Raw genomic sequence first — 23,157 nt, forward strand, 5'->3', positions numbered from 1 at the left:
TTCTATGACCACAGCGAGCGGCCTTCAGTACATTGAAGTTCAGGCCGGCCACGGCGCACAGCCGCAACCCGGCGCTGTCGTTGCCGTACACTACCGCGGCATGCTTGCCGACGGTTCAGTGTTTGATAGTTCGTATGAGCGGGGCGAGCCGATCCGTTTTCCGCTTGGCGTCGGTATGGTTATTCCCGGTTGGGATGAGGGAATTGGCCTGATGCGCGTGGGTGGCAAGGCGCGCCTCATTATTCCGCCTCATCTCGGCTATGGCGTGATGGGGTATCCGCCGGTCATTCCACCGAACGCAACGCTGACCTTTGATGTTGAGTTGGTCGAGATTATGCCCGGCCCGCCTGACACGCCGCAGGATCTGCCAGCCGAACGTTACATTACCACAGCGAGCGGCCTCAAGTATGCCGATCTCGTGACAGGTGATGGTCCAACGGCGACTGCTGGCCAGACAGTGACCGTGCATTACACCGGCTGGCTGACCGATGGCAGCATGTTCGATAGTTCGCTCAGTCGCGGCGAACCGTTTGTCTTTCCACTTGGCGCGGGGCATGTCATTCGCGGTTGGGATGAGGGTGTCGCCGGCATGCGGGTGGGCGGACAGCGACAGTTGGTGATACCGGCGGCGCTGGCTTATGGCAACCGTGGCGCTGGCGGCGTGATTCCGCCGGGGGCGACGTTGATCTTCGAAGTGGAGTTGCTGGAGGTGGATTGATGCGGATCGAAGCGATCGAATTGCGGCGCATCAAGTTGCCGTATCGCGCGCCGTTCGAGACGAGTGGCTGGCGGGAAGAGGCGAACCATTCGGTCATTGTGACGTTGCATAGCGAGGGTGTTGTTGGTTGGGGTGAAGCGCCGGTCGGCGCCGGGCCCTGGTACAACGAGGAGACGCAGGCGACGGCCTGGGTGATGATGCGCGAGATTCTGGCGCCAATGCTGTTGGGGCGCGATCTGAGCCGACCTGAAGAGGTTGACGCGATCTTTGCCCGCGTTCGCGGCAACCGCATGGCGCGCGCCGGGATCGAGTTCGCGGCCTGGGATTTGTTCGGGCGCGCGCGCGGTCAGAGCCTGAGCGCAATGCTCGGCGGCACGCGCCGTCGGGTCGAGGTGGGAGTCAGTGTTGGTGTCCAACCTTCTATCGAAGCGCTGCTCGATGTCGTTGAAGGCTATGTTAGCGCCGGTTACCGGCGGGTGAAGCTGAAGATTAAGCCGGGTTGGGATATTGAGCCAACGCGGGCTGTGCGCGAGCGCTGGCCCGATCTGCGCCTACAGGTTGATGCTAACAGCATCTATACCCTCGATCAGGCGGATCACCTGGCCAGACTCGATGAATTTGAGCTGTTGCTGATCGAACAGCCGCTGGCACACGATGACATTATTGATCACGCAAAGTTGCAGCGTCGGCTGCGCGCGCCGATTTGCCTTGACGAGAGTATTGTCTCGCCCGACCATGCTCGTTGGGCAATCGAGTTGCGCGCCTGTGGCGTGATCAACATCAAGCCGTCGCGGGTGGGTGGCTTTACTGCTGCCCGTCAGATCCACGATATGGCGCAGGCTGCCGGTATTCCGGTCTGGTGCGGCGGCATGCTCGAAACCGGGATCGGTCGCGCGGCAAATGTGGGCCTGGCCAGTCTGCCCAATTTCAGTTTACCCGGCGATATTAGCGCTAACGATCGCTACTTCCGGCAAGATATTGTCACGAATCCGTTCACGCTCAATGCCGATAGCACATTGACTGTGCCTGAAGGGCCGGGAAGCGGCGCTGAGGTTGATCTGGAACGCTTGCAGGCGGTGACGATCGATTATGTGATGCTGAGAGCATAGTGCGGGATATGTATGGAACAACGTTCCATTCAGTGGATAGTGAGTGGCGTTGTCGCGTTGGCGCTGGTTGGGTTGTTGCTGGCGATCAATCTGGCCTGGCAACCGGCTCAACCGGCGTCAGTGCCGGTTGCCGCCGACCCCTGGCCAACCGCGCCGCCAACCTTCACGCCTCTGCCGGCCACTCTGCCACCGCTAGCGCCTACGTTGATTCCGTTGCCTGATCTGCGCCGCATCGATCCCTCAATTGAGCTGGCGGTGAAATTTCCGGTCACAACGGTTGCCTCGGTCAGCGGCGCGCAGAGCTTTTTCGGACGCGATGAGATTACCTTGAAAGTCACCGCAGAAGTGCGGCTGGCGGTTGATCTGAGCCAGGCTCAGATTCAGCGCGAGGGGAATAGTTTAACCATTCGCTTGCCCCGCGCTGCCGTTGCCGGCGAGCCAAATCCAATCGAGATTGCCGTGATCGGCGAATCGAGACGCTGGATCGGATCGCAGATCACAGCTACGCAGAACCAGGCTCTAGCCCAGGCGCGCGCCGAAATCCGCGAACGAGTTGCCAGCGATCCCGAGCTGATCAGTCTTGCCAGCGAGGTGTGTTACCGCCGCCTTGAACGCTGGCTGATCGATGAATTGGGGTTTAGCCGGGTTGTGATCGAACCGCTCATTCCCTAACCTGCCCCGGAGGTTGTTGTGCGCTGGCTGAAACTGGTCTGGAATGGATTGGCGATTGCCGCGATCCTGTTTCTGGTCTGGAGCGTTTATCAGGCTTTCCAGCAAATATCTGCCCCCACTACCGTGACGACTACCACTGTTGGCCCACAAATCATTGAGGCTGTGCGGCGGGTCAACAAGCAGATCTTCATTGAACACTACGCCGGGGTTGAAGTGCGCCATCTCGATGCGCCTGATGGGTGGGCTGCCTTTTTGCGCAATCTGGGGGTACGGCAAGAATTTTTGGTCTTGATTCGGGGGCGGGTGCCGGCAGGTATCGATCTGTCGCAACTGCGCGATGAAGACATTTGGGTCAGTAGCGATGGCCGGCGGGTTCAGGTTACGCTACCGCCGCCAGAGGTCTTTTACGAGCAGGTAACGCTTGATCTGGCAAATAGTCGGATCATCGAGAATACTGACTTCTGCCCTGGCTTCATTTGCCCGCAGAGCAGTCTGGAAAGCTTTTTCCAATCGGTCGATGCTGAGGCGAAGTCGGCGCTGGTCGAGGCTGCCATTGAGGCCGGCATTCTTGCGCAGGCTGCGCGGGACGCTGAAGCCTACTATACTCAGTTGCTCAACAGCCTCGGCATTGCCGAAGTGCGGGTCATTGTGCGCGGGTATAGCGCGCCTTAACCGGGTGGCGTTGCCGGTTGGCTGCGCTGTTGAAGGCGTATCGCTGTTTGCTTCGTGGCGCAGAGCGCGCCAATTCTACACAGACCAATGGCTGCTGCCACCCTTCACCAATGGTATGCGTTCGGCTGGCGAGCGCATTGCTTCCCTGTCATGAACCGGAAGGGCCAAGCCAGCGAAAAATCAAAATGAATTGATGCATCTGGTTGGCGACAAAGGCATACGGATAACCGAACGGGTAGAGATTCTGGCTCTGGTCGTGCCAGATCTGGTAACCGCGATATTCGAGGCCAGCGATCTGGCGTAGCGCGATCACCAGATCAGCATGGAGCATGTTGTGATGGTCGGGTGTCGGCTGGAAATCTTTGGCAAAGAGCACGACGTAGCCACCGGGGCGAAGTGTGTGGAGCGATGTGGCGATAATTGCCGACAATTCGGCGATGAATTCGTGATACGGCAAATTGCCAAGATCAGCCGGTGAAGCGGTAAACGGTGTCGGGTCGGCGCGACCGCGTTTTTTGCGTTCGCCAGTCTTGGGCCGGGCCATCATCGCCGCATACGGTGGATCGGTCAGGATAAGATCGAAGGGACGTTCGCGTACTTCGGGCAAATCGAGCAGATGACGCGCATCGGCCACCAGATAGGGTTGTGGGGTAATCCGTAGTTCGGCGCAGACTGCATGGTAAATAGCGGCATATTCGGGAGATAGATCAATCCCGACTGCGGTGCGTCCCTCCAGTGTGCTGGCAATCAGGGTGCCGCCTACTCCGGCAAAGAGATCGAGAATGTGACCGTCGCGTCGGGTGAAGAACCGAATCAGTTCGGCCATCAATTGCGGTGGTTTTGGCGAGGGATGTTTGCGGCGCAAATGATGGGCAAAACTGCCGGGGCCACGAGTTGGATACGCCGTGCTAATCACCGAGCGTAGCGCGTATGTCCACGCTCGCGCATCGAGATCATTGAGTCGGTTGCGCGCATCACGGTCGCTCATGAATGTGGTGATGTAGTAGCGTTACGACATCGTATTGGTCAGGATTGCGCCGGGGCGTGCCGGCGCTGATGAGGGCTTCTGGCGCGCCGGTTACGCCCACAGCAGCTTCACCTGGAGGTTTCAGTGATCCCTCCGCCACGCATCGATCATCGCGGTAAACTGCGCGAACAGATAGGTTGCATCGTGCGGTCCTGGCCCGGCTTCGGGGTGGTACTGGACGCTGAAGCAGTGCAGGTCAGGGCAACTGAAGCCTTCAAGTGTCTGATCGTTCAGATTGATGTGGGTTAGCTCGACGTTGGCCGGCAGCGAGTCAGGGTCAACGGCAAAACCATGGTTCTGCGAGGTAATCTCAACCTTTCCGCTCGGTATGTGACGCACCGGATGATTGGCGCCATGGTGTCCAAACGGCAGCTTGTAGGTGCGTCCGCCAAGAGCCAGGCCCATCAATTGGTGGCCGAGGCAGATGCCAAAGATCGGGCGTTTGCCGAGCAACGCCCGCATGTTGGCAACCGCATAGGTAGCCGCTGCCGGGTCGCCTGGCCCATTCGAGAAAAAGATACCGTCTGGTTTCAACGCCAGCACCTCTTCCGGCGATGTCGTCGCCGGCACAACGGTCACCCGACAGCCATGATCGGCCAGTCGGCGCAAGATGGTGCGCTTAAGACCGAAATCGTAAGCAACGATGTGGTAGGTCAGCTCTTGGGCCGGGCCATTGGGGTAAGGTGGCGTAAACGGGACGCTGTTGGTCGTCCAGTGGTACGGCTCAGGGCAGGTTACGACCTGAGTCAAGTCCAGCCCTTCCATAGGAGGGGCGGCGCGACATTTTGCCAGTAGCGTTTCAATTGACTCACCGGTGGTCGAGATAATTCCGCGCATAGCGCCGGCGGTACGGATGTGGCGGGTCAATGCGCGAGTATCAACATTGCTGATCGCGACGATACCGTAATCGCGTAACAATTGGGCCAGGCTGCCCCGCGCGCGCCACGAGCTATAGTGTTCGCTGTAACTGCGCACGATGAAGCCAGCCACCTGGGGCTGGATCGATTCGGGGTCGAAATCGTTTACGCCAGTGTTGCCGATATGCGGCGCGGTCATTGTGACGAGCTGGCCACAGTAAGAAGGATCGGTCAAAATCTCTTGATAACCGGTCATGCCGGTATGGAAGACCACCTCGCCGATGCGTTCGCCTGGCGCGCCAAATGAGCGTCCCGGGAAGACGCGACCATCTTCGAGGACAAGCACTGCATCCATTGTTGTGTTCTCGTGGTGGGGCGCGGGCTGTTAGCCGTTGCCTGCCGATTCATCGCTGGTATTGTAACATAAGCGTCCGCGAGCCGATGTTGGCGCGCAGGTGCTCTCGTCAGACAGAGCGGGTGGTCATGGGCATGACGAAAAAGGTCTGGATGGGCATTGTGGAGGGCAGTTAGCGGGCTGGCAGCTTCGCGCACTTCCGCGTGGGGTTACGGTAAGAATACGGCTGCTCAGCCCGATCATCGTCAACTGTGTGTGGTGACTGATCTGAACGGAGGCGACGATGAATTCGACAATGCCGGTTGATCAATTGCGCGCAGCAGATTGGCCATTTCAATCGCGGCCAGGGCAGCATCGGCGCCACGATTGCCGGCTTTCGTGCCGGCGCGTTCGATGGCCTGATCAATCGTATCGGTCGTTAACAAACCAAACAGGATCGGCACACCGGTCGTCAGCGAGGTAGCCGCAATGCCGCCGGCTGCCTGTCCGGCCACATAATCGAAGTGGCTGGTTGCGCCGCGAATGACCACGCCGAGACAGATGATCGCGTCGTAGACCGGTCGATCAGCCGTTGTCCGACGCTCGGCCATCCGTCTGGCAACGAGCGGAATTTCAAATGCGCCTGGCGTCCAGGCAATATCAATATCGGCCTCGGCCACACCGTGCCGGATGAGCGTGTCAAGCGCGCCACGCAAGAGTTCGCGTCCGATCGTGTCGTTGAAACGTGAAATAACGATGCCAAAGCGGAGACCGGTTCCTACCAGATGTCCTTCGAAAATCACGCGCCTATCTCCTTAGTTACTACAAATGTTCAGGAAGCAGATGACCGAGCTTGTCACGTTTGGTTGCGAGATAGCGGCGATTGGCCGGATTGGCTGCGACGTGAAGCGGGACACGTTCGCGCACTGCGATGCCATACCGCTCAAGACCGGTGATTTTAGCCGGATTGTTGGTAAGCAGACGCACCTGTTTCATGCTCAAACAGCGCAAGATTTGGGCCGCAATAGCATAATCGCGGGCATCAGCCGGCAAGCCGAGCTGATAATTGGCCTCGACTGTATCGAAGCCTTGATCTTGCAGCGCATATGCTCGTAGTTTGTTGAGCAGGCCAATTCCGCGACCTTCCTGACGCAAGTAAACAATCGCGCCGTAGCCGGCAGCAGCGATCTGGCGTTGCGCAGTGGCTAACTGTGCGCCGCAGTCACAGCGTTGCGAACCGAGCGCATCGCCGGTCAGACATTCAGAATGGAGGCGCACCAGCGGGAGGTTGCCGTTGGGGGCGCCGAACACCAGCGCCAGATGGGTTTCGCCAGTTATCGTATGTTCAAACGCAATCATGCGGAAAATACCGTGAGCGGTAGGCAGCGCCGCTTCTGCTACCGGACGCGCAATCGTTTCAGTGCGATAGCGGTAAGCAATGATGTCAGCAACTGAAACCAGCTTGAGATCGTGACGAGCAGCAAAGGCAGCCAGTTCTGGCAATCGCGCCATTGTGCCGTCAGCGCTCATGATCTCACAGATGACTGCCGCCGGATACAGTCCGGCCAAGCGGGCCAGATCGAGCGAAGCCTCGGTTTGTCCCGGTCGGCTCAGTACACCACCGTCAGCGGCGCGGAGGGGAAAGACGTGGCCCGGACGGGCAAGATCTTCCGGTCGCGTTGCCGGATCGATCAGCGCGCGGATGGTTGTTGCGCGGTCGAAGGCTGAAATGCCGGTTGTAACCCCATGGCGCGCTTCAACCGAAACGGTAAAGGCAGTGCCGAAACGAGTGGTATTCTCGGCTGGTGGCACCATCAGCGGTAGTCGCAATTCATCCAGCCGCTCGCCAGTCATCGCGACGCAAATCAAGCCACGTCCTTCACGCGCCATGAAGTTTATCGCCTGCGGCGTCGCAAATTCGGCTGCAATGGCCAGATCGCCTTCATTTTCGCGATCTTCATCATCGACAATAATGACAAACTTGCCGGCGCGAAGATCGGCTAACGCAGCTTCAATGCTCGCGAATGGCATGGTATGCCTCCTGAATAAACTTTTCTGCGTACTTCGCCAGTGCGTCAACCTCAAGATTTACCCGACTGCCAACTGGTTTACGCGGCAGCGTGATGTGGCGCTGGGTGTACGCAATCAACATAAACGTGAACGCATCGGCCAGAACATCGACAACCGTCAGGCTGGCGCCATCAACTGCGATGTAGCCTTTCGGAACGATATAGCGCAGCAATGCCGGCTCGGCGGCAACGGTGACCCAGAGCGAATCGCCTTCCGGTCGAAATGCGCGCACCACACCGGTGCCATCGACGTGACCCTGCACGAAATGGCCGCCAATGCGCCCATTCGCCGCAAGCGAGCGTTCGAGATTGACACCATCACCGGGTTGCAAATCACCCAGATTTGTGCGCCGTAGCGTTTCGGGTGAGAGACCAACGGTGAAAGTCTGATCGGTGAGATCCGTCACTGTGAGACATGCGCCATTAACCGCGATGCTGTGACCCAAGGCGGCGTCTTCCAGGACGGTCTTGGCTCGCACAGTGAGCGACCAGCCGCCGTTAACCTGCGTCAGTGTTTCTACGGTGCCGATTTCTTCGATAATGCCGGTAAACATCATCCTTCCTCCGGATAGATCACATCGGCCTGAATCCAGACATCAGGCCCGGTAGTGGTTGTTTCCGACGAATCCGCCGTCTTTATGCATTCAACGGCACATTGGCGCAAGCGCGCTGCGTGAGCAAGCTGCGCCCACCCTTCGCCGCCGATCGGGCCGGGTGCGCCGCGTCCGCCGATAATGATAGGGGCGATGCAGGCCATGACCCTATCCACGAGGCGTTGTTTGAACAGCGCGCCAAGCAGCTCGCTGCCACTTTCGACAAAGACGGTCAACAAACCGCGCCGACCGATTTCAGTCATGAGATCTGGCAGACTGACCCGACTAGCCGGATCGGTTGGTAAGACCCACACGTCAACGCCGCGCGCTGCCAGTTCGCGATGGTATCCGGTGGGGCTATGGATAGTGGTGGCTACGACGGTTTTGCCCGGTAGCGATGGATCAAAGACTCTGGCCGAAAGTGGCACTCGACCGCGACTATCGGCAACGATCCGTAAGGGGTGACGAACATCACCCGCTGCATCAGCGTTGCTGAGCCGGGTAGTGAGTAAAGGATCATCGGCAATCACCGTTCCGGCTCCAACGAGGATGACATCGGTCAGATTGCGCAGATAATGAACGCGCTGCCGTGAAGCGGGGTTGCTGATCCAGCGTGATTGACCAGCGCTGGTGGCGATTTTGCCGTCGAGGCTCATGGCAAATTTGGCCGTAACGAATGGTTGACCGGTAGTGATATGTTTGAAATAGGGCCGGTTGAGTTGATAGGCTTCTGCTTCACATAAACCCTGAGAGACGCGAATGCCGGCAGCGGCGAGCCGGGCATGTCCCCGGCCATTTACTTTAGGGTTAGGATCGCCGATAGCGTAATAGACCTCGGCGATGCCTGCCGCTATCAGCGCATCGGCGCAAGGTGGGGTTCGTCCGTAATGAGCGCATGGTTCAAGGGTGACGTACATCGTTGCGCCGCGAGCCGCTTCGCCAGCTTGACGCAGCGCCTCAATTTCAGCGTGAGGTTCGCCGGCCCGCTGATGGTACCCTTCGCCAACGATGCATCCCTCGTTGACGATGACCGCGCCGACCAGAGGATTGGGGCTGGTGCGACCTTCTGCGCGTCGAGCTAGCTCCAGGGCGCGCCTCATGTAGGAGAAATGGGAGTTGTGTTCGTCCATAACAAAACCCCAAAGGATGAACTGCGCGAACCGCATCCTTCGGGGCAAGGACGATCATAGATCACGGCGATAGATTACTTGCCGCGCTTCATACAATTGCCCCGAACAAGCTGATCTTGTCCGGGGCATTGCAGGCATGCACAGCACCGTTCTGTGTGGCGAACACAAAACAGTGTTGGTCAGCCAACCTTCTTTCATCCCGACTGTACGGTCGGCTCCGGAGTTTCACCGGATCGTGCCGATGGCAGGTTGCTATCGGCTCGTGGGCTTTACCACCGATCGGGAATTGTCTGCCATCCGTATGGTAACGAATGTCAGACTCACCCTGCCCCGAAGGTTTGATATCTGGTTGTGTAAAGTATTGTACAACATGTTGAGCGAGTTGGTGCAACCGTTCCGGCAAAATACTTGCGCGTGTCACTTTTGCGCAACAATAGAGACTGCGCGCAGTTTACCGGAATAGCCGGTTGAGCGGGCAGCAATTTTAGTCTGAAATACAGTCATCTGCCATTGGGCGCAATCTGACGCGCGTTGTTTCATCAAGTCAGGCGGTACGAGCGGTGAAGACACCTCTCAACTCAACCGCTCGCGACATGCGCATTTCTGGTCATGGCGATACACTGTAGCGCAATCTCCCGGCATCTGCCATCAGGCTCGGTCGAGTGAGATGCGCTGGCAGCGCCCCTTTCGTTGTTCGATGCAGCGCGCTGCCCGTTTTCCAGAATAGATCGGGCATATCGCTTTTGCCGCCGTCTGGCGCACAAACGCTGTTGGGGTATAGTCGCGGCCAGATATGGAATCAGTATCAGGATCACGGTACCAGGTTCACCTTGCAAACCGGCGCAACCCGGCGCGCTGGCGTTGCTTTACAGGAATGATCCCGTCAATGCACATCTTGCAACTCTACAAAGACTATCCGCCGGTACACGGCGGGATTGAAGGCCATCTCCAATTGCTCAGCGAAGGGCTGGTGGCGCGTGGTCATCGGGTGACTGTTCTCTTCACCTCGCTCGATCGCCGTGGTTGGCGTGAACAACGCAACGGGGTTGAACTGATCGCAACGCCCCGCTGGCTGACAGTCGCGCGCGCGCCGATCAGTCCATCTCTACCCGGCTATCTCACCCAGATTAAACCCGATCTCATCCATGCCCACCATCCATATCCCTTCGGCGATCTGGCACTCCTGTTCACGCGCGCGCCGCTGGTCGTCACCTACCATAGCGACATTGTGCGCCAGCGAGTGTTGGGTAGGTTGACAGCGCCACTCATTCACCATACCTTGCGCCGCGCGGCACGCATTATTGCCACCAGCCCGAATCTGGTCGCGACCTCAGCCTGGTTGAAGCCTTATCGCGAACGAGTGCGGGTAGTGCCGTTTGGTCTGCCACCGCTGCCGTTACCCGATCCCACGCTGGTCGCCGATCTGCGCCGTCATTTCCCCGGTCCCAATGCGCTCTTCGTCGGGCGATTGCGCTACTACAAAGGAGTTGATCGGTTGATCGCGGCCATTGCCCTGCTGCAAGACGGTCATGCAATGATTGCCGGCGGCGATGCCACTGTGCGCGGCGCAGACCTGCGCCGGCTTGCCGCCGACCTGGGAGTGGCTGACCGGGTACACGTTTTGGGGCCAGTCGATCCGGCTACGCTCCGCGCTCTCTACGCCATTGCCGATGTGTTGGTGTTGCCCTCAGTGGCGCGCAGTGAAGCGTTTGGCATCGTCCAAATCGAGGCGCAGTTTGCCGGTTTGCCGGTCATCTGCACCGAACTGGGCACCGGAACCAGTTATGTGACTCAACACAGTCGTACCGGTCTGGTTGTGCCACCCAACGACCCAACTGCGCTGGCTCAGGCTCTTGCCGATCTCTTTACCCATCCTGAGCGGGCGCGCGCGCTGGGTAGTGCCGGACGCGAACGGGCAATGACCGAATTTCGTCTTGAGCGCATGCTGGAACGGATTGAGGCAGTCTACACCGAGGCGTTGCAAGCGTCGCGAGGCGATAATGGGCTACACAGTGTCTGATCACGACGCTCTGGCGGCAAGCCATCTCTATGTCTCACAAGGGCCTCTATCGCCGCTCTGTGGCAGTGTCTTGGGCAATCGCCTTTCTGGCAATGTGTGGCCTGTGCGGAAAGAGGCACCCTCTGCGTTCGCGCTGGCTATCGCCGTTTTGCGTCGCTGTGGCGTCGGTTCTATAATAGCCCGCACCCGTATGATTGTGGATGGGAGTAGCCTATGCAACGCTTCACTGCCTATGTGAACCAACACCGCGCTCGTTTTCTTGCCGAATTGGCTGAAATCGCGCGCATCCCGTCGGTGGCGGCCCAAAATCGCGGGATTGCCGAGGCCGCTGCATTCGTCGAACAGCGCCTCCGTCGTCTCGGCGCCGAGACCCGCCTTCTTGCCGCAGATGGCGGCAATCCAATGGTCTATGCCACGATTGGCAATGGCCCTCGCACCTTGTTGATCTACGATCATTACGATGTCCAGCCTGCCGAGCCACTGGAACTGTGGGACAGCCCGCCGTTTGAGTTGACTGAGCGCGATGGCAAGTTGTACGGGCGTGGTGTGGCCGACAACAAGGGCAATCTGATGCTGCGTATCCAGGCTATCGAAGCCTGGTTGGCGACTCAGGGTGATTTGCCGATTCGCATCATTTTTGCCGTTGAAGGAGAAGAAGAGGTCAGCTCGCGCACTCTGCCGGCTGTGTGCCGGGAATATGCTGAATTGCTGCGGGCTGATGGATGTCTGTGGGAGACAGGTGGAGTTGACATCAGTGAACGGCCAACGGTAACCTGTGGCGCCAAGGGGATCCAGTATGTCGAGCTGGTAGCGCGCGGCGCCAGCTACGACCTGCATTCATCGTATGCCACCTTCGTCCCCAATCCGGCATGGCGGCTGGTATGGGCACTCAACACATTAAAAGGCCCCGATGGAAGGGTGCGCATTCCCGGCTTCTACGATCGGGTACGTCCGCCGACTGCCGACGATCTGGCTGCGCTGGCAACCATTCCGACCAATGACGATGAGTTACTGGCCGACTTTGGCCTGACCGAATTTCTCGATGGCGCGCGCGGGCTGGAACGGCTGCGTCGTCACCTGTTTGAGCCGACCTGCACCATTTGCGGTCTCGTCAGTGGCTACACGGGCGAAGGCAGCAAAACGGTACTGCCGAATGAAGCGCGGGTCAAGATCGACTTTCGCCTGGTGCCCGATATGGAACCGGCTGAAGTGTTAGCGCAGTTGCGGCGACATCTCGATGCTGAAGGATTCAGCGACATCGAGATCATCGATCTGGGTGGCGAGCATCCGGCGCGCGGCCCGCTCGATGCGGCAATCGTGCAGGCTGCGGTAGCTTCAGCGCGCGAAGTGTATGGAAGCGAACCCATTCTCTACCCAACAATGGCCGGCACCGGCCCGGTCTACCCTCTCTGCACTGCGCTGGGCACACCGGTCGCGAGTGGCGCCGGATGTGGCTATCACGGCGCGCGGGTTCATTCCCCCAACGAAAACATTCGCCTGGCCGACTACTGGCGGGCAATCGAATGGATGGGCAGCCTGATCAGGCATTTTGCCGGTTGAGTGGCAGTTGTGATTGCGGAATGCCGGGTCTACGGCTGGTATGAATAAGTCCACATTCGTTCCGGGCGCTTTGTGGGGTGGGCACAAGGCCCACCCTGACAAGGGACTGCTTACCGGGTAATATCAATCATTGCTGCGCGCGCATGACCTCTCGATCAGTCCGCGCGGTGTGATACCTGCTCCACCGGTACATCATCCGCAGCAGGGACACGACGTTCAACGCTGGCTCGTTCCATAAACGTCTGACGGCTGCGGGATCGGAATATTCATCGCTCGCAAGACCTCTCGACTCTTTTCATCAGTCGGCATCCAGCCGACGATAAATAGAGATTCCAGGAAAGAATATGTCATGCGCAATGGACGGAATCGGATCAGCGTCGATGGCGCAATCTCCAGCTCGATCTCATAATCAGCGCGCGAAATCCGATCACCGAGGAGTATATCGGTCTCGTTCCAGATACGGTCAAAATCGTCGTGCTTCTGCAGGTCAGTGACAAGGTTCGTATACCATTCATCAAACCGATAATGAATATTTGTCACCTTAAACAGATACACATTTCTTAACGCTGTCTCTTCCCACGACCCGCCCGGCGCGCGCATGCGATCGCGAACCCCCAATGTCCGGTCGAAGGTCAGGTGGAGCAAATTGAGCCGACCGGCCAACCGCAGATGTTTGATCCTGGAATCCTCCCAACCGAGCAGGGTTTGTATATGGCGATTCCACCCCTGCACATTAAAGTCGCGTGTTACCAGGTAGGCCGGGAATGGCAGATACCGCATCATGTTCAAATAGATGTCAATCAGTTTATTCAGCTCATCCGGCCTCAACTGGACACCAACCGGCTCATAGTGCGCGGCCAGCAAGACCTCGTTGCGCTCCAGTGACGTGCATTCAAGGTGATCACACAGTTTTAGCAGTTCGTCGCGGCTCAGCAGCAAGCTCTTTTCCGGGCGATAGCGGGCATTGCGATATGTGGAAACCAGTTCTTCCATCTCTTCGAGGGTAAACCGTTTGCCGTTGGAATGGTGGTCCTGATACTTCTGTTTCCGTTGCTCGCGGATCCGTTCAAGGATGTGTACTACTTCCCGCAGCCGTTCATTGTCTTCATTGGGTTTGGTGATGCGTCGGCGAGTCATGGGGTGGCTCCCTGGTGAAGTGTGTGCATATATACACTGGATATGGCTCTGAAATTATTATACGCTTTCAACAAACTATTTTGCAACCAAAAACACATTTCAGCGACAAGAAAAGAGCAATTTAGATAATAATGTTATAAATTCTTTTTAAACTGTTACATTATCGCTGTCTGGTGTAAAAATTAGAACGTTACTGTTGGGTACATGTATCTTCCTTTATTGGGAAATTTCTTTCATGAAATTTATTGCTTTCTTCAGATCTTTATAACTACATTTTTTGAATAGTAATTGTTAAAGTAAAAAATGGTAAAAATTTTTACTGTTAATTTTGTGTTTATGGATTGTTAAAATATATAATAAATTATTGTTTATAAAAATATTTCAAAATAAATTTTTTATTATGTAAATCAATAAAAATTTTTTAACTTGTTTGAAAGTATTTTTATCAAAAATTTAAATCAAAAACAGAACATCAGCGGTATCATCTAAATTACTATCAGTGATACTAATTGTGATGCAGAAGAGGGATCTGTATGCAACAACACGCACACCGGTTATTGCTGATGCTTATTCTGTTCGCTCTGATCGGTATGTTCCTTCCAGGCGTACCTCGCACGCAGGCAGAAAGTGGCTCACCTGGTGTCGGACAGATCGGTGATCCGTCACCGCAGGCTGAACTCGCCTCCACCATCGATGGCGTCTATGTCTGGTTTGGGGTGGAATGGGGTAAAACCTCCATCTTTCTGCGCATCTGTTCTGATGCGCCGAATTTCCAGCTTCGCTCCGAGCAGCCGGGAGTGTGGATCACGGAGATTTTCAATCGAACTGACAAATCGGGCGGCTGTTCACCATCAGCCACCTCATCCTGGCGGATGGTGTACAACGCAAGTCCCGGTGAAGAGTTCAACATCTATGCCACCGCCAGCGAGAGCTGGTACGACGAAGCAGCGTTCATGGAGCGGGCAACGCGGGCGCGCTGCGTTGTCACCGGCCTGGGCGCTGGATACTGCACTCCCGCTGAATATCAGTCGCCTCGTTATCGCATTCCCCCGTTCAGCGCGCCGCGCGGTAACATCGAAAGCCACAATGATGGCGCGACCATTGCTGGTGTCATCCAGCTAAGTGGTTTTGCTATCGACATCGGCACCCATTCGGGAACGGGTGTCAATGAGGTGCATGTTTACTTCGGTGACACCTTTCTGGGGGCTGCCAGCTATGGCAACCCGCGTGGTGATGTGGCAAGCGCCTACGGCGACTCGCGCTATACTCATTCCGGCTGGACGTATACACTGGATACGCGGTCACTGCCGAATGGCCCTGGCGTGATACGAGTGTCGTATCGCAGCACAGTCAACGGTCAGTGGACGTGGATGCAGCGTAGTGTGGTGGTAGGAAATCCGCCCGCTGCGCCGGGGAATCCGGTGCTGACCGGCGTGACCAAACATAGCGTGTCGATCAGGTGGCAGGACAATTCGCACGACGAATACGGTTTCAAGCTGTATCGCCGGGACTTCGCAACTAATACCTGGGTACTGCATGCCCTTGTCGGGGCAAACGTTACCAGTTTCACCTTCACGGAGCTGAACTGTGGTACCCGGTATGGTTTCACTGTCACTTCCTACAATGCTTACGGTGAAACACCAATCCCGTCCGATGGCTGGTTGGATGTGACCACCAGTGTATGTACGTACAACGTTAGCGGCCACGTTCGCACCGGCAGCGGTGCGCCGCTAGCAGGGGTGACCGTAACTGCCGGCACGCGCAGCGCCATCACGGATAGCAATGGCTATTATGCGCTCAACGACATACCGGCGGGAAGCTATACACTGACGCCTTCTCTAAACGGGTATACCTTCAATCCAGGGAGCCGTGCGATTACGGTGAATGGACATCTGAATAACCAGAACTTCACCGCCGAACCTGGACGTCCCGTCCCGCCACCGTCGCCGGCTCCGCCGCCTTCTACCGGCTGGCGCGTGCCCTTCTTCGCGCAAGCCGACTCCCAGTGGGGAAATGCGCGGATGCAGACCTGCAATCTCCGTATTGCTGACGTTGGATGCGCCCTGACTTCGCTCGCAATGCTACTCAACTCCTACGGAGCGTCAACCAATCCTGGCGCGCTCAATAGCTGCCTCGGCTCGGTTGCCTGTCCGCTGTACTGGGGCCATAGCAATGTCAGGACGTGTAGCGGCAACCGGGTGTCATTCAGAGAATGGCCGGCTTTCAGTTATGCGAAGCTCGAGGCGGCGCTGCGTGACGGGCCGGCAATCCTGGAGCTGTCCAATCCCCGCACGGGGTATATGCACTTCGTGATTGTGATCAGCGGCAGCGGCGCCAATCCGGCCAACTATGTCGCGCACGATCCGGGCCGACGCAATGGTGCAAACAAACCGTTGAGTGAAGTGATCAACTTCTGGCGCACCTACAACAATTTTGGCTTCGAGCCACGCAGCTTGCGCCTCTACAACGGCACACCCACACGGGCCAGCCTCAGCAGCGAGTTGCAGGCCGAACTCCCGCCGCTGGAGGCTCCAGAGTTAGCGGCAGGCGAAGTAGTCGGCGGCGCGGCCGTCTTGTATGATGTCGGCCAGAATGCGCTGATTTTGGAGCTGGCCGCGCAGAGCAGCGCTGGCAGCGTGACCGAGATGCGCATCTGGACGAGTGCGCAAGCGAGTGATCGCTGGCAGCCATTTGCTCGCTATGTGGAAGTGCCGATGCATCAGCGCATCTTCGTGCAGTTCCGCGATGCCAGAGGGAACACCTCGGCGGTCATCGAGGCTCGCGTGCCCGTTGCGCCAGCCGCAGTGTCGATCTCGCACACCTTGTTTGTGCCCATCGTTATCCGGTAATCGATAACGTTCTGGCAGGCGACGACAGTGGTCTTCGTCGCCCGCTGGCAAGCTGTCATCCCCCGCGTGTGTCGAAGCAAAGCCGCGTAGCTAAGATAACGCCAAGCAATACTCTAAATATCAACGCGCAACTACTGCCAGGCCAGCTTGCTGAGAGACAGATCTTGCTGAACTTAAAGCCATTGTTCTATAAGAGCCGTTCACACTTCCACAGTCTCACCATCCCAACCCATACAACCAGCGTAATTGGCTGCGACTCACCCACGCCGGGGTTGCTCTGATTGCCAGGTTGCGCAATCGGCGCAGCCGGTCATCCTGGAGATGCGCGATCCGTCCATACCAGCGGGCAGTCTGGACAATGCGCCGCGCCCGCGGCAGACGCTGCCGTTCGTAGGCTTGCAGCCCTGCGGTGATGGTCGAACAGCGAACGAGCTGCTCTGCCAGCGCGAGCGCATCTTCGATCGCCTGCGCGCCGCCCTGACCGAGATTGGGGGTCATGGCATGGGCGGCATCGCCCACGAGCGCGACGCGTCCCTGCCACCAGTGCGGCAATGGCGCCAGCTCATACAGATCGGTGGTGATGATCTCGTCTGCCACGGTATGCTGGATGATGGCGGGAATCGGATCGGGGAAGGTCGCGTAGTGCTGGATGAGCCGGGCAACTCGCTGATCTGACGAGAGCTTGCTGCCGGGGGGAGCGATAAACGGCGCATACCAGTAGACCTGATCAAACGCGATGGCTGAGAAGCCGAAACGGTGCGCGCCGCCCCACACCTCCCAGGCAACCTGCTGTAACGAGGCCGGCAATGACATGCGAGCAATGCCCCGGTAACAGCTTTGGCCGCTGTAACGAAGCTGAGCATTCGGGAACAGGGTCTGGCGGATGACCGAGTTGATGCCGTCTGCGCCTACCAGCAGATCGCCGGTTGCTGTCGTGCCGTCGGCGAAGTGAGCGGTAACCCTGTCGTCACGCAGACTGAAACCAATGCACTGTTTTCCCAGATGGAGCGTTGCCGGACGGATGCGCTCAATGAGGGCCTGATGCACATCCGCCCGGCGGATCGCAACGGTGGTGTGACCAAACGTGGCGCGCATCTGTGACAGATCAATCACGCTCAGCATGCCAGCGGCGCTGTCGCGCAGCTCTAGCCGATCCAGAGGCACGCCCTTCTGCAACATTGCGCGGTCTAAGGCCAGCCGTTGAAGCGCAAGCATGGCATTGGTTGGCATCCAGATACCTTTGCCGATCGGTTTCAAGTCACTCGCCGCTTCATAGACGAGCGCCGTGATGCCCTGCTGCTGAAGGGCGATGGCCGTGGTCAGGCCGGCAATGCCGCCACCGATTACGATCACTGTATTCAAACGGTTCTCCTATGCCTGTCGTAGCTCGCGAAAACCCAACAACCGCATACCGTTGAGCGTCACCAGCAGCGAAGCCCCCACATCGGCCAGCACTGCCATCCACATCGTGCCGAAACCGGCCAGCACTAGCGCGATGAAGAGCAGCTTGATTCCGATACTGAAAGCGACATTAGCCGCGATGGTGCGCATTGTGGCGCGACTGAGCGCAATTGCAAACGGCAACTGGCGCAGATCACCGCCCAGCAGGGTGATGTCAGCCGTTTCCATCGCTTGCGTCGTGCCGCCAGCATCCGTCCCAATCGCGATGCCGACATCAGCGCTGGCCAGCGCCGGCGCATCGTTAATGCCATCGCCGACCATCGCGACAGCGCCATTCGATCGCCGCAAGTCGCTTACTGCCTGCGCTTTGTCTTCCGGCAGCAGACCGGCGCGCGTGTCATTCACTCCTAGTTCGCCAGCGATCCGTTTGGCGGTTGCCGGATCGTCACCGGTGAGCATAACCACGTGTAATCCTTGCTGGCGAAGGGTGCTGATCGCGCTGCGACTCTCCGGACGCACCGTGTCGGCTACGGTAATCGTGCCACGATACTCGCCGCCAACACCAACCATCAGCGGCGTGCGGCCAAGCTGACTGTCGCGCTGCGCCGCCAGACAGTGCTGCTCGTCGTGACTCAGGGTTTGGTCGAAGACGCGATGGCTGCCAATAAGCACTTCGGCGCCGTTGACAATCCCTTGTACCCCTTTGCCGACCAGCGCCCGCACCTGTTCGGCGGCAGGCAGGGCCAGCCCTCGTGAGGTGGCGGCGCTGACGATGGCGCGGGCAAGCGGATGCTCGGAACGATGCTCGACCGCGCCGGCCAGGACAAGCAGTTCGTCGCAGGCCGGACAGTGTCCGATTGGCGCTTCGGATGCGGCGGTGCATCCTACTGCGCGCAAACCGACTACCGCTGGCTTGCCGCTGGTAAGCGTGCCGGTTTTGTCTACCGCGACTGTGGTGACCCGCGCCAGCGTCTCGAGATAGGCGCCACCCTTGATCAAGACCCCATGGCGCGCAGCAGTGCTCAGCGCGCTGACCAGGCTGACCGGAGTGCTGATGACCAGCGCGCACGGACAGGCAACGACCAGTAAGGCCAGGCCGCGGTAGAACCAGCCAAAGGTGTGTGGATCGGGATTCCAGAAGGGCTGACCGAATACGAGTGGCGGCACAATCGCGATCAGCGCGGCCAGGATGACAACCAGCGGGGTGTAGATACGGGCAAACCGATCAACGAATCGTTGCACCGGCGCCCGCCGCTCTTGCGCCTCTTCAACCAGCCGGATCATGCGGGCAATCGCGCTCTCGGCAGCCAGACGCTCAACCCTCATCTCGAGACTGCCTTCGCCGTTCATCGTACCGGCGAACAATGGATCGCCAGCGTTGCGTTCAATGAGCCGACTCTCACCGGTAATTGGCGCCTGATTGACCAGCGAACTCCCGGCAACAACTGTGCCGTCAACCGGGATCCGTTCGCCGGGTCGGATCAGCAGCCGATCGCCAATCTGCAATTCGGCTACCGGCACAATTCGCTCACCCTCAGGCAAGAGCACGGTTGCCGTCGGCGGTGTCAATTCCAGCAAACTGCGGATGGCGTGGCGGGCGCGGCTGGCCGTATAACCTTCCAGCGCCTCGCCAATCGCGTACAACACCATCACCAGACCCGCTTCAACATAGGCGCCGATAATCACCGCGCCGACAGCGGCGATACTCATCAGCGCATCAATGCTCAGTTCGCGATTTGCGCGCAGCGCGCGCCACGCCTTCAGTGCAATCGGCGGCCCAACCAGGGCCAGCGCCGCCAGGGCCAGCGCGTCGATCCAGACCGCTTCCCAGCGCAGCAATTCATGGAGCACAGTTCCCGGTAATACCAGGATCAACCCGATCAACGCCAGTTGTGTTTCGCGTTTGCTTAACATAAAGCGTAACAGGGTTGGCGGTGGTTCGGGCTTCGTTTCGGTAGCCTGCGCGATCTCGTACCCTAGCTCGCGCACACGGTTCATCACTACCGTCGGATCCACGTCACCGGTGACGCGCAATCTGGCCGTGGTGAAATTGAGCCTGCACGCGGTCACTCCTTCCAGTCGCGCTACTCCGCGCTCGATTGCGCGCGCGCATTCAGGGCAATCCATTCCTTCGATGGTAAACTGCTGGTTGTTCATGGTCGTTATTCCTCAGCAGTGCAATAGTGCGATTGTTGACTTCACTCTACTCTATTCATGCGCGAAGTCAAGAGGGTAGAGTAAAAATGACACTATGTCTTAATTGTAGTCGGAACGTCTTTGCCAGGCGACTCAAGCCGGCTCGTAAACTCTATGATATACTTGCGCATGCAACCAAGTCACTATCCGCCAGAAAGGCGAGGAAACCGATGAGAGACACAACGATTCGTATCGGAGTGTTGACCAGCGGCGGCGATGCGCCGGGTATGAATGCGGCAGTGCGCGCAGTGGTACGCACCGGCATCAGCCGTGGCTGTGAAGTATACGCGATCTATGAAGGGTATCAGGGCTTGATCCAGGGCGGCAAGTTGATTCGCCGCATGGATTGGAGTTCGGTTGGGGGCATCATCCATCGCGGTGGCACAATTATCGGCACGGCGCGTAGCGCTGAGTTTCGCACCCGCGAAGGTCGGCGTCGGGCTGCTGCCAATTTGCTGGCCTACGGCATCGATCGGTTAGTGGTGATCGGCGGCGACGGCAGCTTGACCGGCGCCGATCTGTTTCGCCGGGAATGGCCGGAGCTGCTGTCTGAGCTGGTGGAAGCTGGTGAGGTGAGCGAAGATCAAGCCGCAGCCCACCCCCATCTCCGTATCGCAGGTATCGTCGGCAGCATTGATAATGACTTTTGCGGAACCGATATGACGATCGGCGCCGATACGGCCTTGCATCGGATCACCGAAGCGATTGATGCGATCAGCTCTACGGCGGCCAGTCACCAGCGCACGTTTGTGATCGAGGTGATGGGGCGGAATTGTGGGTATCTGGCGCTGATGGGAGCGATTGCTGGTGGCGCCGATTGGGTGTTCATTCCAGAGATGCCGCCACAGATGGATGATTGGGAGCAGCATATGTGCAATGTGCTGCGCATCGGGCGTGAGCATGGCCGGCGAGACAGTATTGTTGTGGTGGCTGAGGGGGCGCGTGATCGCAACGGCAATCCGATTACAGCGGGTTATGTGCGGAAGGTGCTCGAAGAGCGGTTAGGCGAGGATACGCGGGTGACCATCCTTGGTCACGTGCAGCGTGGTGGCGCGCCAAGCGCATTTGATCGCTGGATGAGTTCGTTGTTGGGCGCAACAGCAGTTGAGGAGTTATTGACTGACAATACCGATGCTGAACCGAAGCTGATCGGTCTGCGTGAGAATCGGGTGGTTCGGTTGCCGTTGATGAATTGTGTTAGCGATACCCACCAGGTAGCCGAAGCGATTGCCCAACGCGACTATGAGCGGGCGCTGGCGCTACGCGGCAATAGTTTTGTCGAGGCTTACCGCACGCTCGGCACTCTCATCCAGTCGCAGCCATCGCCACCCGATCAATTGCGCCGTGGTTATCGCTTTGCAGTGATGCATAGCGGCGGGCCGGCGCCGGGCATGAATACGGCGGTGCGAGCTGCTGTGCGCATCGGTATCGATCGCGGCCATACGATTCTCGGCGTTCGCAATGGTTTTCAGGGTCTGATCGATGGCGACATCTTCGAAATGGATTGGATGAGTGTCAGCGGTTGGGCAACGATGGGCGGCGCCGAGCTGGGGACGAATCGCAAAATTCCCCAGGGAAGCGAGCTGTATCAGATTGCGCGCAACATCGAACGGTTTGGGATAGACGGGATTTTGATGATTGGCGGCTGGGCTGGCTATCAGGCGGCGTATAAGCTTTACAGCGAGCGGTCGATCTTTCCCGCCTTCAACATTCCGATCATCTGTCTGCCGGCTACAATCGACAACAATTTACCCGGCTCGGAGCTGAGTCTTGGCGCCGATACCGCACTTAACAGCATCGTGCATGCGATTGACCGCATCAAGCAGTCGGCGGTAGCTTCGCGGCGCTGTTTCATTGTCGAGGTCATGGGGCGTGATTGTGGGTATCTGGCGCTGATGAGCGGATTGGCAACGGGAGCTGAGCGGGTCTATTTGCCGGAAGAAGGGATCAGTCTCCGCTCACTGCAAGCCGATCTCGATGAGATGATACACTGGTTCCGACGCGGCAAGCGATTGAGCCTGATCATCCGCAACGAAAAGGCGAATCCCGTCTACACAACCTCGTTCATCTGCTCGCTATTTGAAGAAGAGGGTGGCAAACTGTTTGAAGTACGTCAGGCAATCCTCGGTCATTTGCAGCAAGGTGGTGACCCATCGCCCTTCGACCGGATTCAGGCGACCCGGCTGGCCGTGCGTTGCATTGAGTTCCTGATCGAGCACGCTGATCGGCGTGAGTCGGTCGGCGCGTTTATCGGCTATCGGGGCGGCAAGGTGCAAATCCATCAGCTTGATGATATGCCAAGATTGATGGATTCGGTCTACGCCCGGCCACGCGAGCAGTGGTGGATGGCATTGCGACAGATGGCACAGTTGTTGACCACTCCTCCAATGCACCGTGGTGATGGCTGAGCGTGAATGGCGTCACAGTCAGGCAGAAGCGGGTGCGTTGAGGAAAGCGGCAGTCTTTTCGGATTGAGCGAGCGGCGCGCGGGTTGAGGGTGGGTGCTGGTAGGTGAGGATTGCGCTCCGGCTGACTGGGCCGAAAACCGGTTGCGCGCGATCGTATCTGGTGGGCAAAGAAGCTATGAAACGCTCCAAACTGGCTGCGCGCAGCACAGATGGGTTACGCGGATTCAACTGCGGATTGAGCGAGCGGCGCGCGGGTTGAGGGTGGGTGCTGGTAGGTGAGGATTGCGCTCCGGCTGACTGGGCCGAAAACCGGTTGCGCGCGATCGTATCTGGTGGGCAAAGAAGCTATGAAACGCTCCAAACTGGCTGCGCGCAGCACAGATGGGTTACGCGGATTCAACTGCG

Annotated in this window: 17 protein-coding genes and 1 riboswitch; of the genes, 8 read left to right on the top strand and 9 right to left on the bottom strand. The window is 58.1% G+C overall.

Features of this window, described 5'->3' with window-relative positions; all coding sequences use genetic code 11:
• The first annotated feature begins 4 nt into the window (after window positions 1–4).
• Genes Q0650_RS04210 through Q0650_RS04225 form a run of 4 tightly spaced genes read left to right on the top strand, consistent with a single transcriptional unit; the run spans window position 5 to window position 3,171 of the window.
• The gene (locus Q0650_RS04210) at window positions 5–718 is read left to right on the top strand and encodes an FKBP-type peptidyl-prolyl cis-trans isomerase (protein ID WP_298816237.1); all 714 of its coding nucleotides are present in this window, start codon (window positions 5–7) and stop codon (window positions 716–718) included.
• A complete protein-coding gene (gene menC, locus Q0650_RS04215; RefSeq protein WP_298816239.1) occupies window positions 718–1,827 on the top strand; it encodes an o-succinylbenzoate synthase in 1,110 nt (369 codons plus the stop codon). The genes Q0650_RS04210 and menC overlap by 1 nt, the downstream gene beginning before the upstream one ends.
• A 12-nt stretch (window positions 1,828–1,839) precedes the next feature.
• On the top strand, window positions 1,840–2,499 hold the full coding sequence (locus tag Q0650_RS04220; protein ID WP_298816240.1) for a DUF4230 domain-containing protein: 660 nt from the start codon (window positions 1,840–1,842) through the stop codon (window positions 2,497–2,499).
• An 18-nt stretch (window positions 2,500–2,517) separates the two neighbouring features.
• Window positions 2,518–3,171, top strand: a complete 654-nt coding sequence (locus tag Q0650_RS04225; protein ID WP_298816242.1) for a DUF4230 domain-containing protein — start codon at window positions 2,518–2,520, stop codon at window positions 3,169–3,171.
• A 148-nt stretch (window positions 3,172–3,319) separates the two neighbouring features.
• Here the strand turns inward: Q0650_RS04225 and Q0650_RS04230 are convergent, their stop codons facing one another.
• The 6 genes from Q0650_RS04230 to ribD all read right to left on the bottom strand — a co-directional run bounded on the left by Q0650_RS04230 (window position 3,320) and on the right by ribD (window position 9,181).
• A complete protein-coding gene (locus Q0650_RS04230) occupies window positions 3,320–4,159 on the bottom strand; it encodes a TRM11 family methyltransferase (RefSeq protein ID WP_298816244.1) in 840 nt (279 codons plus the stop codon).
• Window positions 4,160–4,279: 120 nt separating this feature from the next.
• The gene (gene carA / locus Q0650_RS04235) at window positions 4,280–5,410 is read right to left on the bottom strand and encodes a glutamine-hydrolyzing carbamoyl-phosphate synthase small subunit (protein ID WP_298816246.1); all 1,131 of its coding nucleotides are present in this window, start codon (window positions 5,408–5,410) and stop codon (window positions 4,280–4,282) included.
• A gap of 245 nt (window positions 5,411–5,655) precedes the next feature.
• Entirely contained in the window at window positions 5,656–6,192 is a 537-nt protein-coding gene (gene ribH / locus Q0650_RS04240; RefSeq protein ID WP_298816248.1) for a 6,7-dimethyl-8-ribityllumazine synthase, read from the bottom strand.
• Window positions 6,193–6,211: 19 nt separating this feature from the next.
• Complete coding sequence (locus Q0650_RS04245) at window positions 6,212–7,420, bottom strand: bifunctional 3,4-dihydroxy-2-butanone-4-phosphate synthase/GTP cyclohydrolase II (protein ID WP_298816250.1); 1,209 nt, start codon at window positions 7,418–7,420, stop codon at window positions 6,212–6,214.
• The gene (locus Q0650_RS04250) at window positions 7,401–8,015 is read right to left on the bottom strand and encodes a riboflavin synthase (RefSeq protein WP_298816252.1); all 615 of its coding nucleotides are present in this window, start codon (window positions 8,013–8,015) and stop codon (window positions 7,401–7,403) included. The genes Q0650_RS04245 and Q0650_RS04250 overlap by 20 nt, the downstream gene beginning before the upstream one ends.
• Complete coding sequence (gene ribD / locus Q0650_RS04255) at window positions 8,012–9,181, bottom strand: bifunctional diaminohydroxyphosphoribosylaminopyrimidine deaminase/5-amino-6-(5-phosphoribosylamino)uracil reductase RibD (RefSeq protein ID WP_298816254.1); 1,170 nt, start codon at window positions 9,179–9,181, stop codon at window positions 8,012–8,014. The genes Q0650_RS04250 and ribD overlap by 4 nt, the downstream gene beginning before the upstream one ends.
• 182 nt (window positions 9,182–9,363) lie before the next feature.
• A riboswitch (FMN riboswitch) is annotated at window positions 9,364–9,523 on the bottom strand.
• Between the two features lie 544 nt (window positions 9,524–10,067).
• On the opposite strand from ribD, the gene Q0650_RS04260 reads away from it, so the two are divergent.
• Together Q0650_RS04260 and Q0650_RS04265 are read left to right on the top strand one after the other, a co-directional pair.
• A complete protein-coding gene (locus tag Q0650_RS04260; protein WP_298816256.1) occupies window positions 10,068–11,201 on the top strand; it encodes a glycosyltransferase in 1,134 nt (377 codons plus the stop codon).
• Window positions 11,202–11,414: 213 nt separating this feature from the next.
• Window positions 11,415–12,761, top strand: coding sequence for a M20/M25/M40 family metallo-hydrolase (locus tag Q0650_RS04265; RefSeq protein WP_298816260.1), 1,347 nt, complete (start codon window positions 11,415–11,417; stop codon window positions 12,759–12,761).
• A gap of 216 nt (window positions 12,762–12,977) precedes the next feature.
• Here Q0650_RS04265 and Q0650_RS04270 read toward each other — a convergent pair whose 3' ends face one another.
• Window positions 12,978–13,898 carry a hypothetical protein gene (locus Q0650_RS04270; protein WP_298816262.1) on the bottom strand — a complete coding sequence of 307 codons (921 nt, stop codon included), beginning with the start codon at window positions 13,896–13,898 and terminating at the stop codon, window positions 12,978–12,980.
• Window positions 13,899–14,431: 533 nt separating this feature from the next.
• On the opposite strand from Q0650_RS04270, the gene Q0650_RS04275 reads away from it, so the two are divergent.
• Window positions 14,432–16,747 carry a carboxypeptidase regulatory-like domain-containing protein gene (locus Q0650_RS04275; RefSeq protein WP_298816264.1) on the top strand — a complete coding sequence of 772 codons (2,316 nt, stop codon included), beginning with the start codon at window positions 14,432–14,434 and terminating at the stop codon, window positions 16,745–16,747.
• A gap of 216 nt (window positions 16,748–16,963) precedes the next feature.
• Here the strand turns inward: Q0650_RS04275 and Q0650_RS04280 are convergent, their stop codons facing one another.
• Together Q0650_RS04280 and Q0650_RS04285 are read right to left on the bottom strand one after the other, a co-directional pair.
• Entirely contained in the window at window positions 16,964–18,100 is a 1,137-nt protein-coding gene (locus Q0650_RS04280; protein WP_298816268.1) for an FAD-dependent monooxygenase, read from the bottom strand.
• An 18-nt stretch (window positions 18,101–18,118) separates the two neighbouring features.
• The gene (locus Q0650_RS04285) at window positions 18,119–20,305 is read right to left on the bottom strand and encodes a heavy metal translocating P-type ATPase (protein WP_298816265.1); all 2,187 of its coding nucleotides are present in this window, start codon (window positions 20,303–20,305) and stop codon (window positions 18,119–18,121) included.
• A 209-nt stretch (window positions 20,306–20,514) separates the two neighbouring features.
• On the opposite strand from Q0650_RS04285, the gene Q0650_RS04290 reads away from it, so the two are divergent.
• On the top strand, window positions 20,515–22,752 hold the full coding sequence (locus tag Q0650_RS04290) for a 6-phosphofructokinase (protein ID WP_298816266.1): 2,238 nt from the start codon (window positions 20,515–20,517) through the stop codon (window positions 22,750–22,752).
• Window positions 22,753–23,157: the final 405 nt, after the last annotated feature.

The sequence above is a fragment of the uncultured Chloroflexus sp. genome, assembly GCF_937129525.1.
Lineage (GTDB): Bacteria > Chloroflexota > Chloroflexia > Chloroflexales > Chloroflexaceae > Chloroflexus.

Excerpts from the sequence above, each read along its gene's own strand:
- Q0650_RS04210 (WP_298816237.1), top strand. The coding sequence starts at position 5 with ATGACCACAGCGAGCGGCCTTCAGTACATTGAAGTTCAGGCCGGCCAC.
- Q0650_RS04250 (WP_298816252.1), bottom strand. The coding sequence starts at position 8,015 with ATGATGTTTACCGGCATTATCGAAGAAATCGGCACCGTAGAAACACTG.
- Q0650_RS04285 (WP_298816265.1), bottom strand. The coding sequence starts at position 20,305 with ATGAACAACCAGCAGTTTACCATCGAAGGAATGGATTGCCCTGAATGC.
- carA (WP_298816246.1), bottom strand. The coding sequence starts at position 5,410 with ATGGATGCAGTGCTTGTCCTCGAAGATGGTCGCGTCTTCCCGGGACGC.
- ribD (WP_298816254.1), bottom strand. The coding sequence starts at position 9,181 with ATGGACGAACACAACTCCCATTTCTCCTACATGAGGCGCGCCCTGGAG.
- Q0650_RS04265 (WP_298816260.1), top strand. The coding sequence starts at position 11,415 with ATGCAACGCTTCACTGCCTATGTGAACCAACACCGCGCTCGTTTTCTT.
- Q0650_RS04230 (WP_298816244.1), bottom strand. The coding sequence starts at position 4,159 with ATGAGCGACCGTGATGCGCGCAACCGACTCAATGATCTCGATGCGCGA.
- Q0650_RS04270 (WP_298816262.1), bottom strand. The coding sequence starts at position 13,898 with ATGACTCGCCGACGCATCACCAAACCCAATGAAGACAATGAACGGCTG.
- Q0650_RS04220 (WP_298816240.1), top strand. The coding sequence starts at position 1,840 with ATGGAACAACGTTCCATTCAGTGGATAGTGAGTGGCGTTGTCGCGTTG.
- Q0650_RS04290 (WP_298816266.1), top strand. The coding sequence starts at position 20,515 with ATGAGAGACACAACGATTCGTATCGGAGTGTTGACCAGCGGCGGCGAT.
- Q0650_RS04245 (WP_298816250.1), bottom strand. The coding sequence starts at position 7,420 with ATGCCATTCGCGAGCATTGAAGCTGCGTTAGCCGATCTTCGCGCCGGC.
- Q0650_RS04260 (WP_298816256.1), top strand. The coding sequence starts at position 10,068 with ATGCACATCTTGCAACTCTACAAAGACTATCCGCCGGTACACGGCGGG.
- Q0650_RS04275 (WP_298816264.1), top strand. The coding sequence starts at position 14,432 with ATGCAACAACACGCACACCGGTTATTGCTGATGCTTATTCTGTTCGCT.
- menC (WP_298816239.1), top strand. The coding sequence starts at position 718 with ATGCGGATCGAAGCGATCGAATTGCGGCGCATCAAGTTGCCGTATCGC.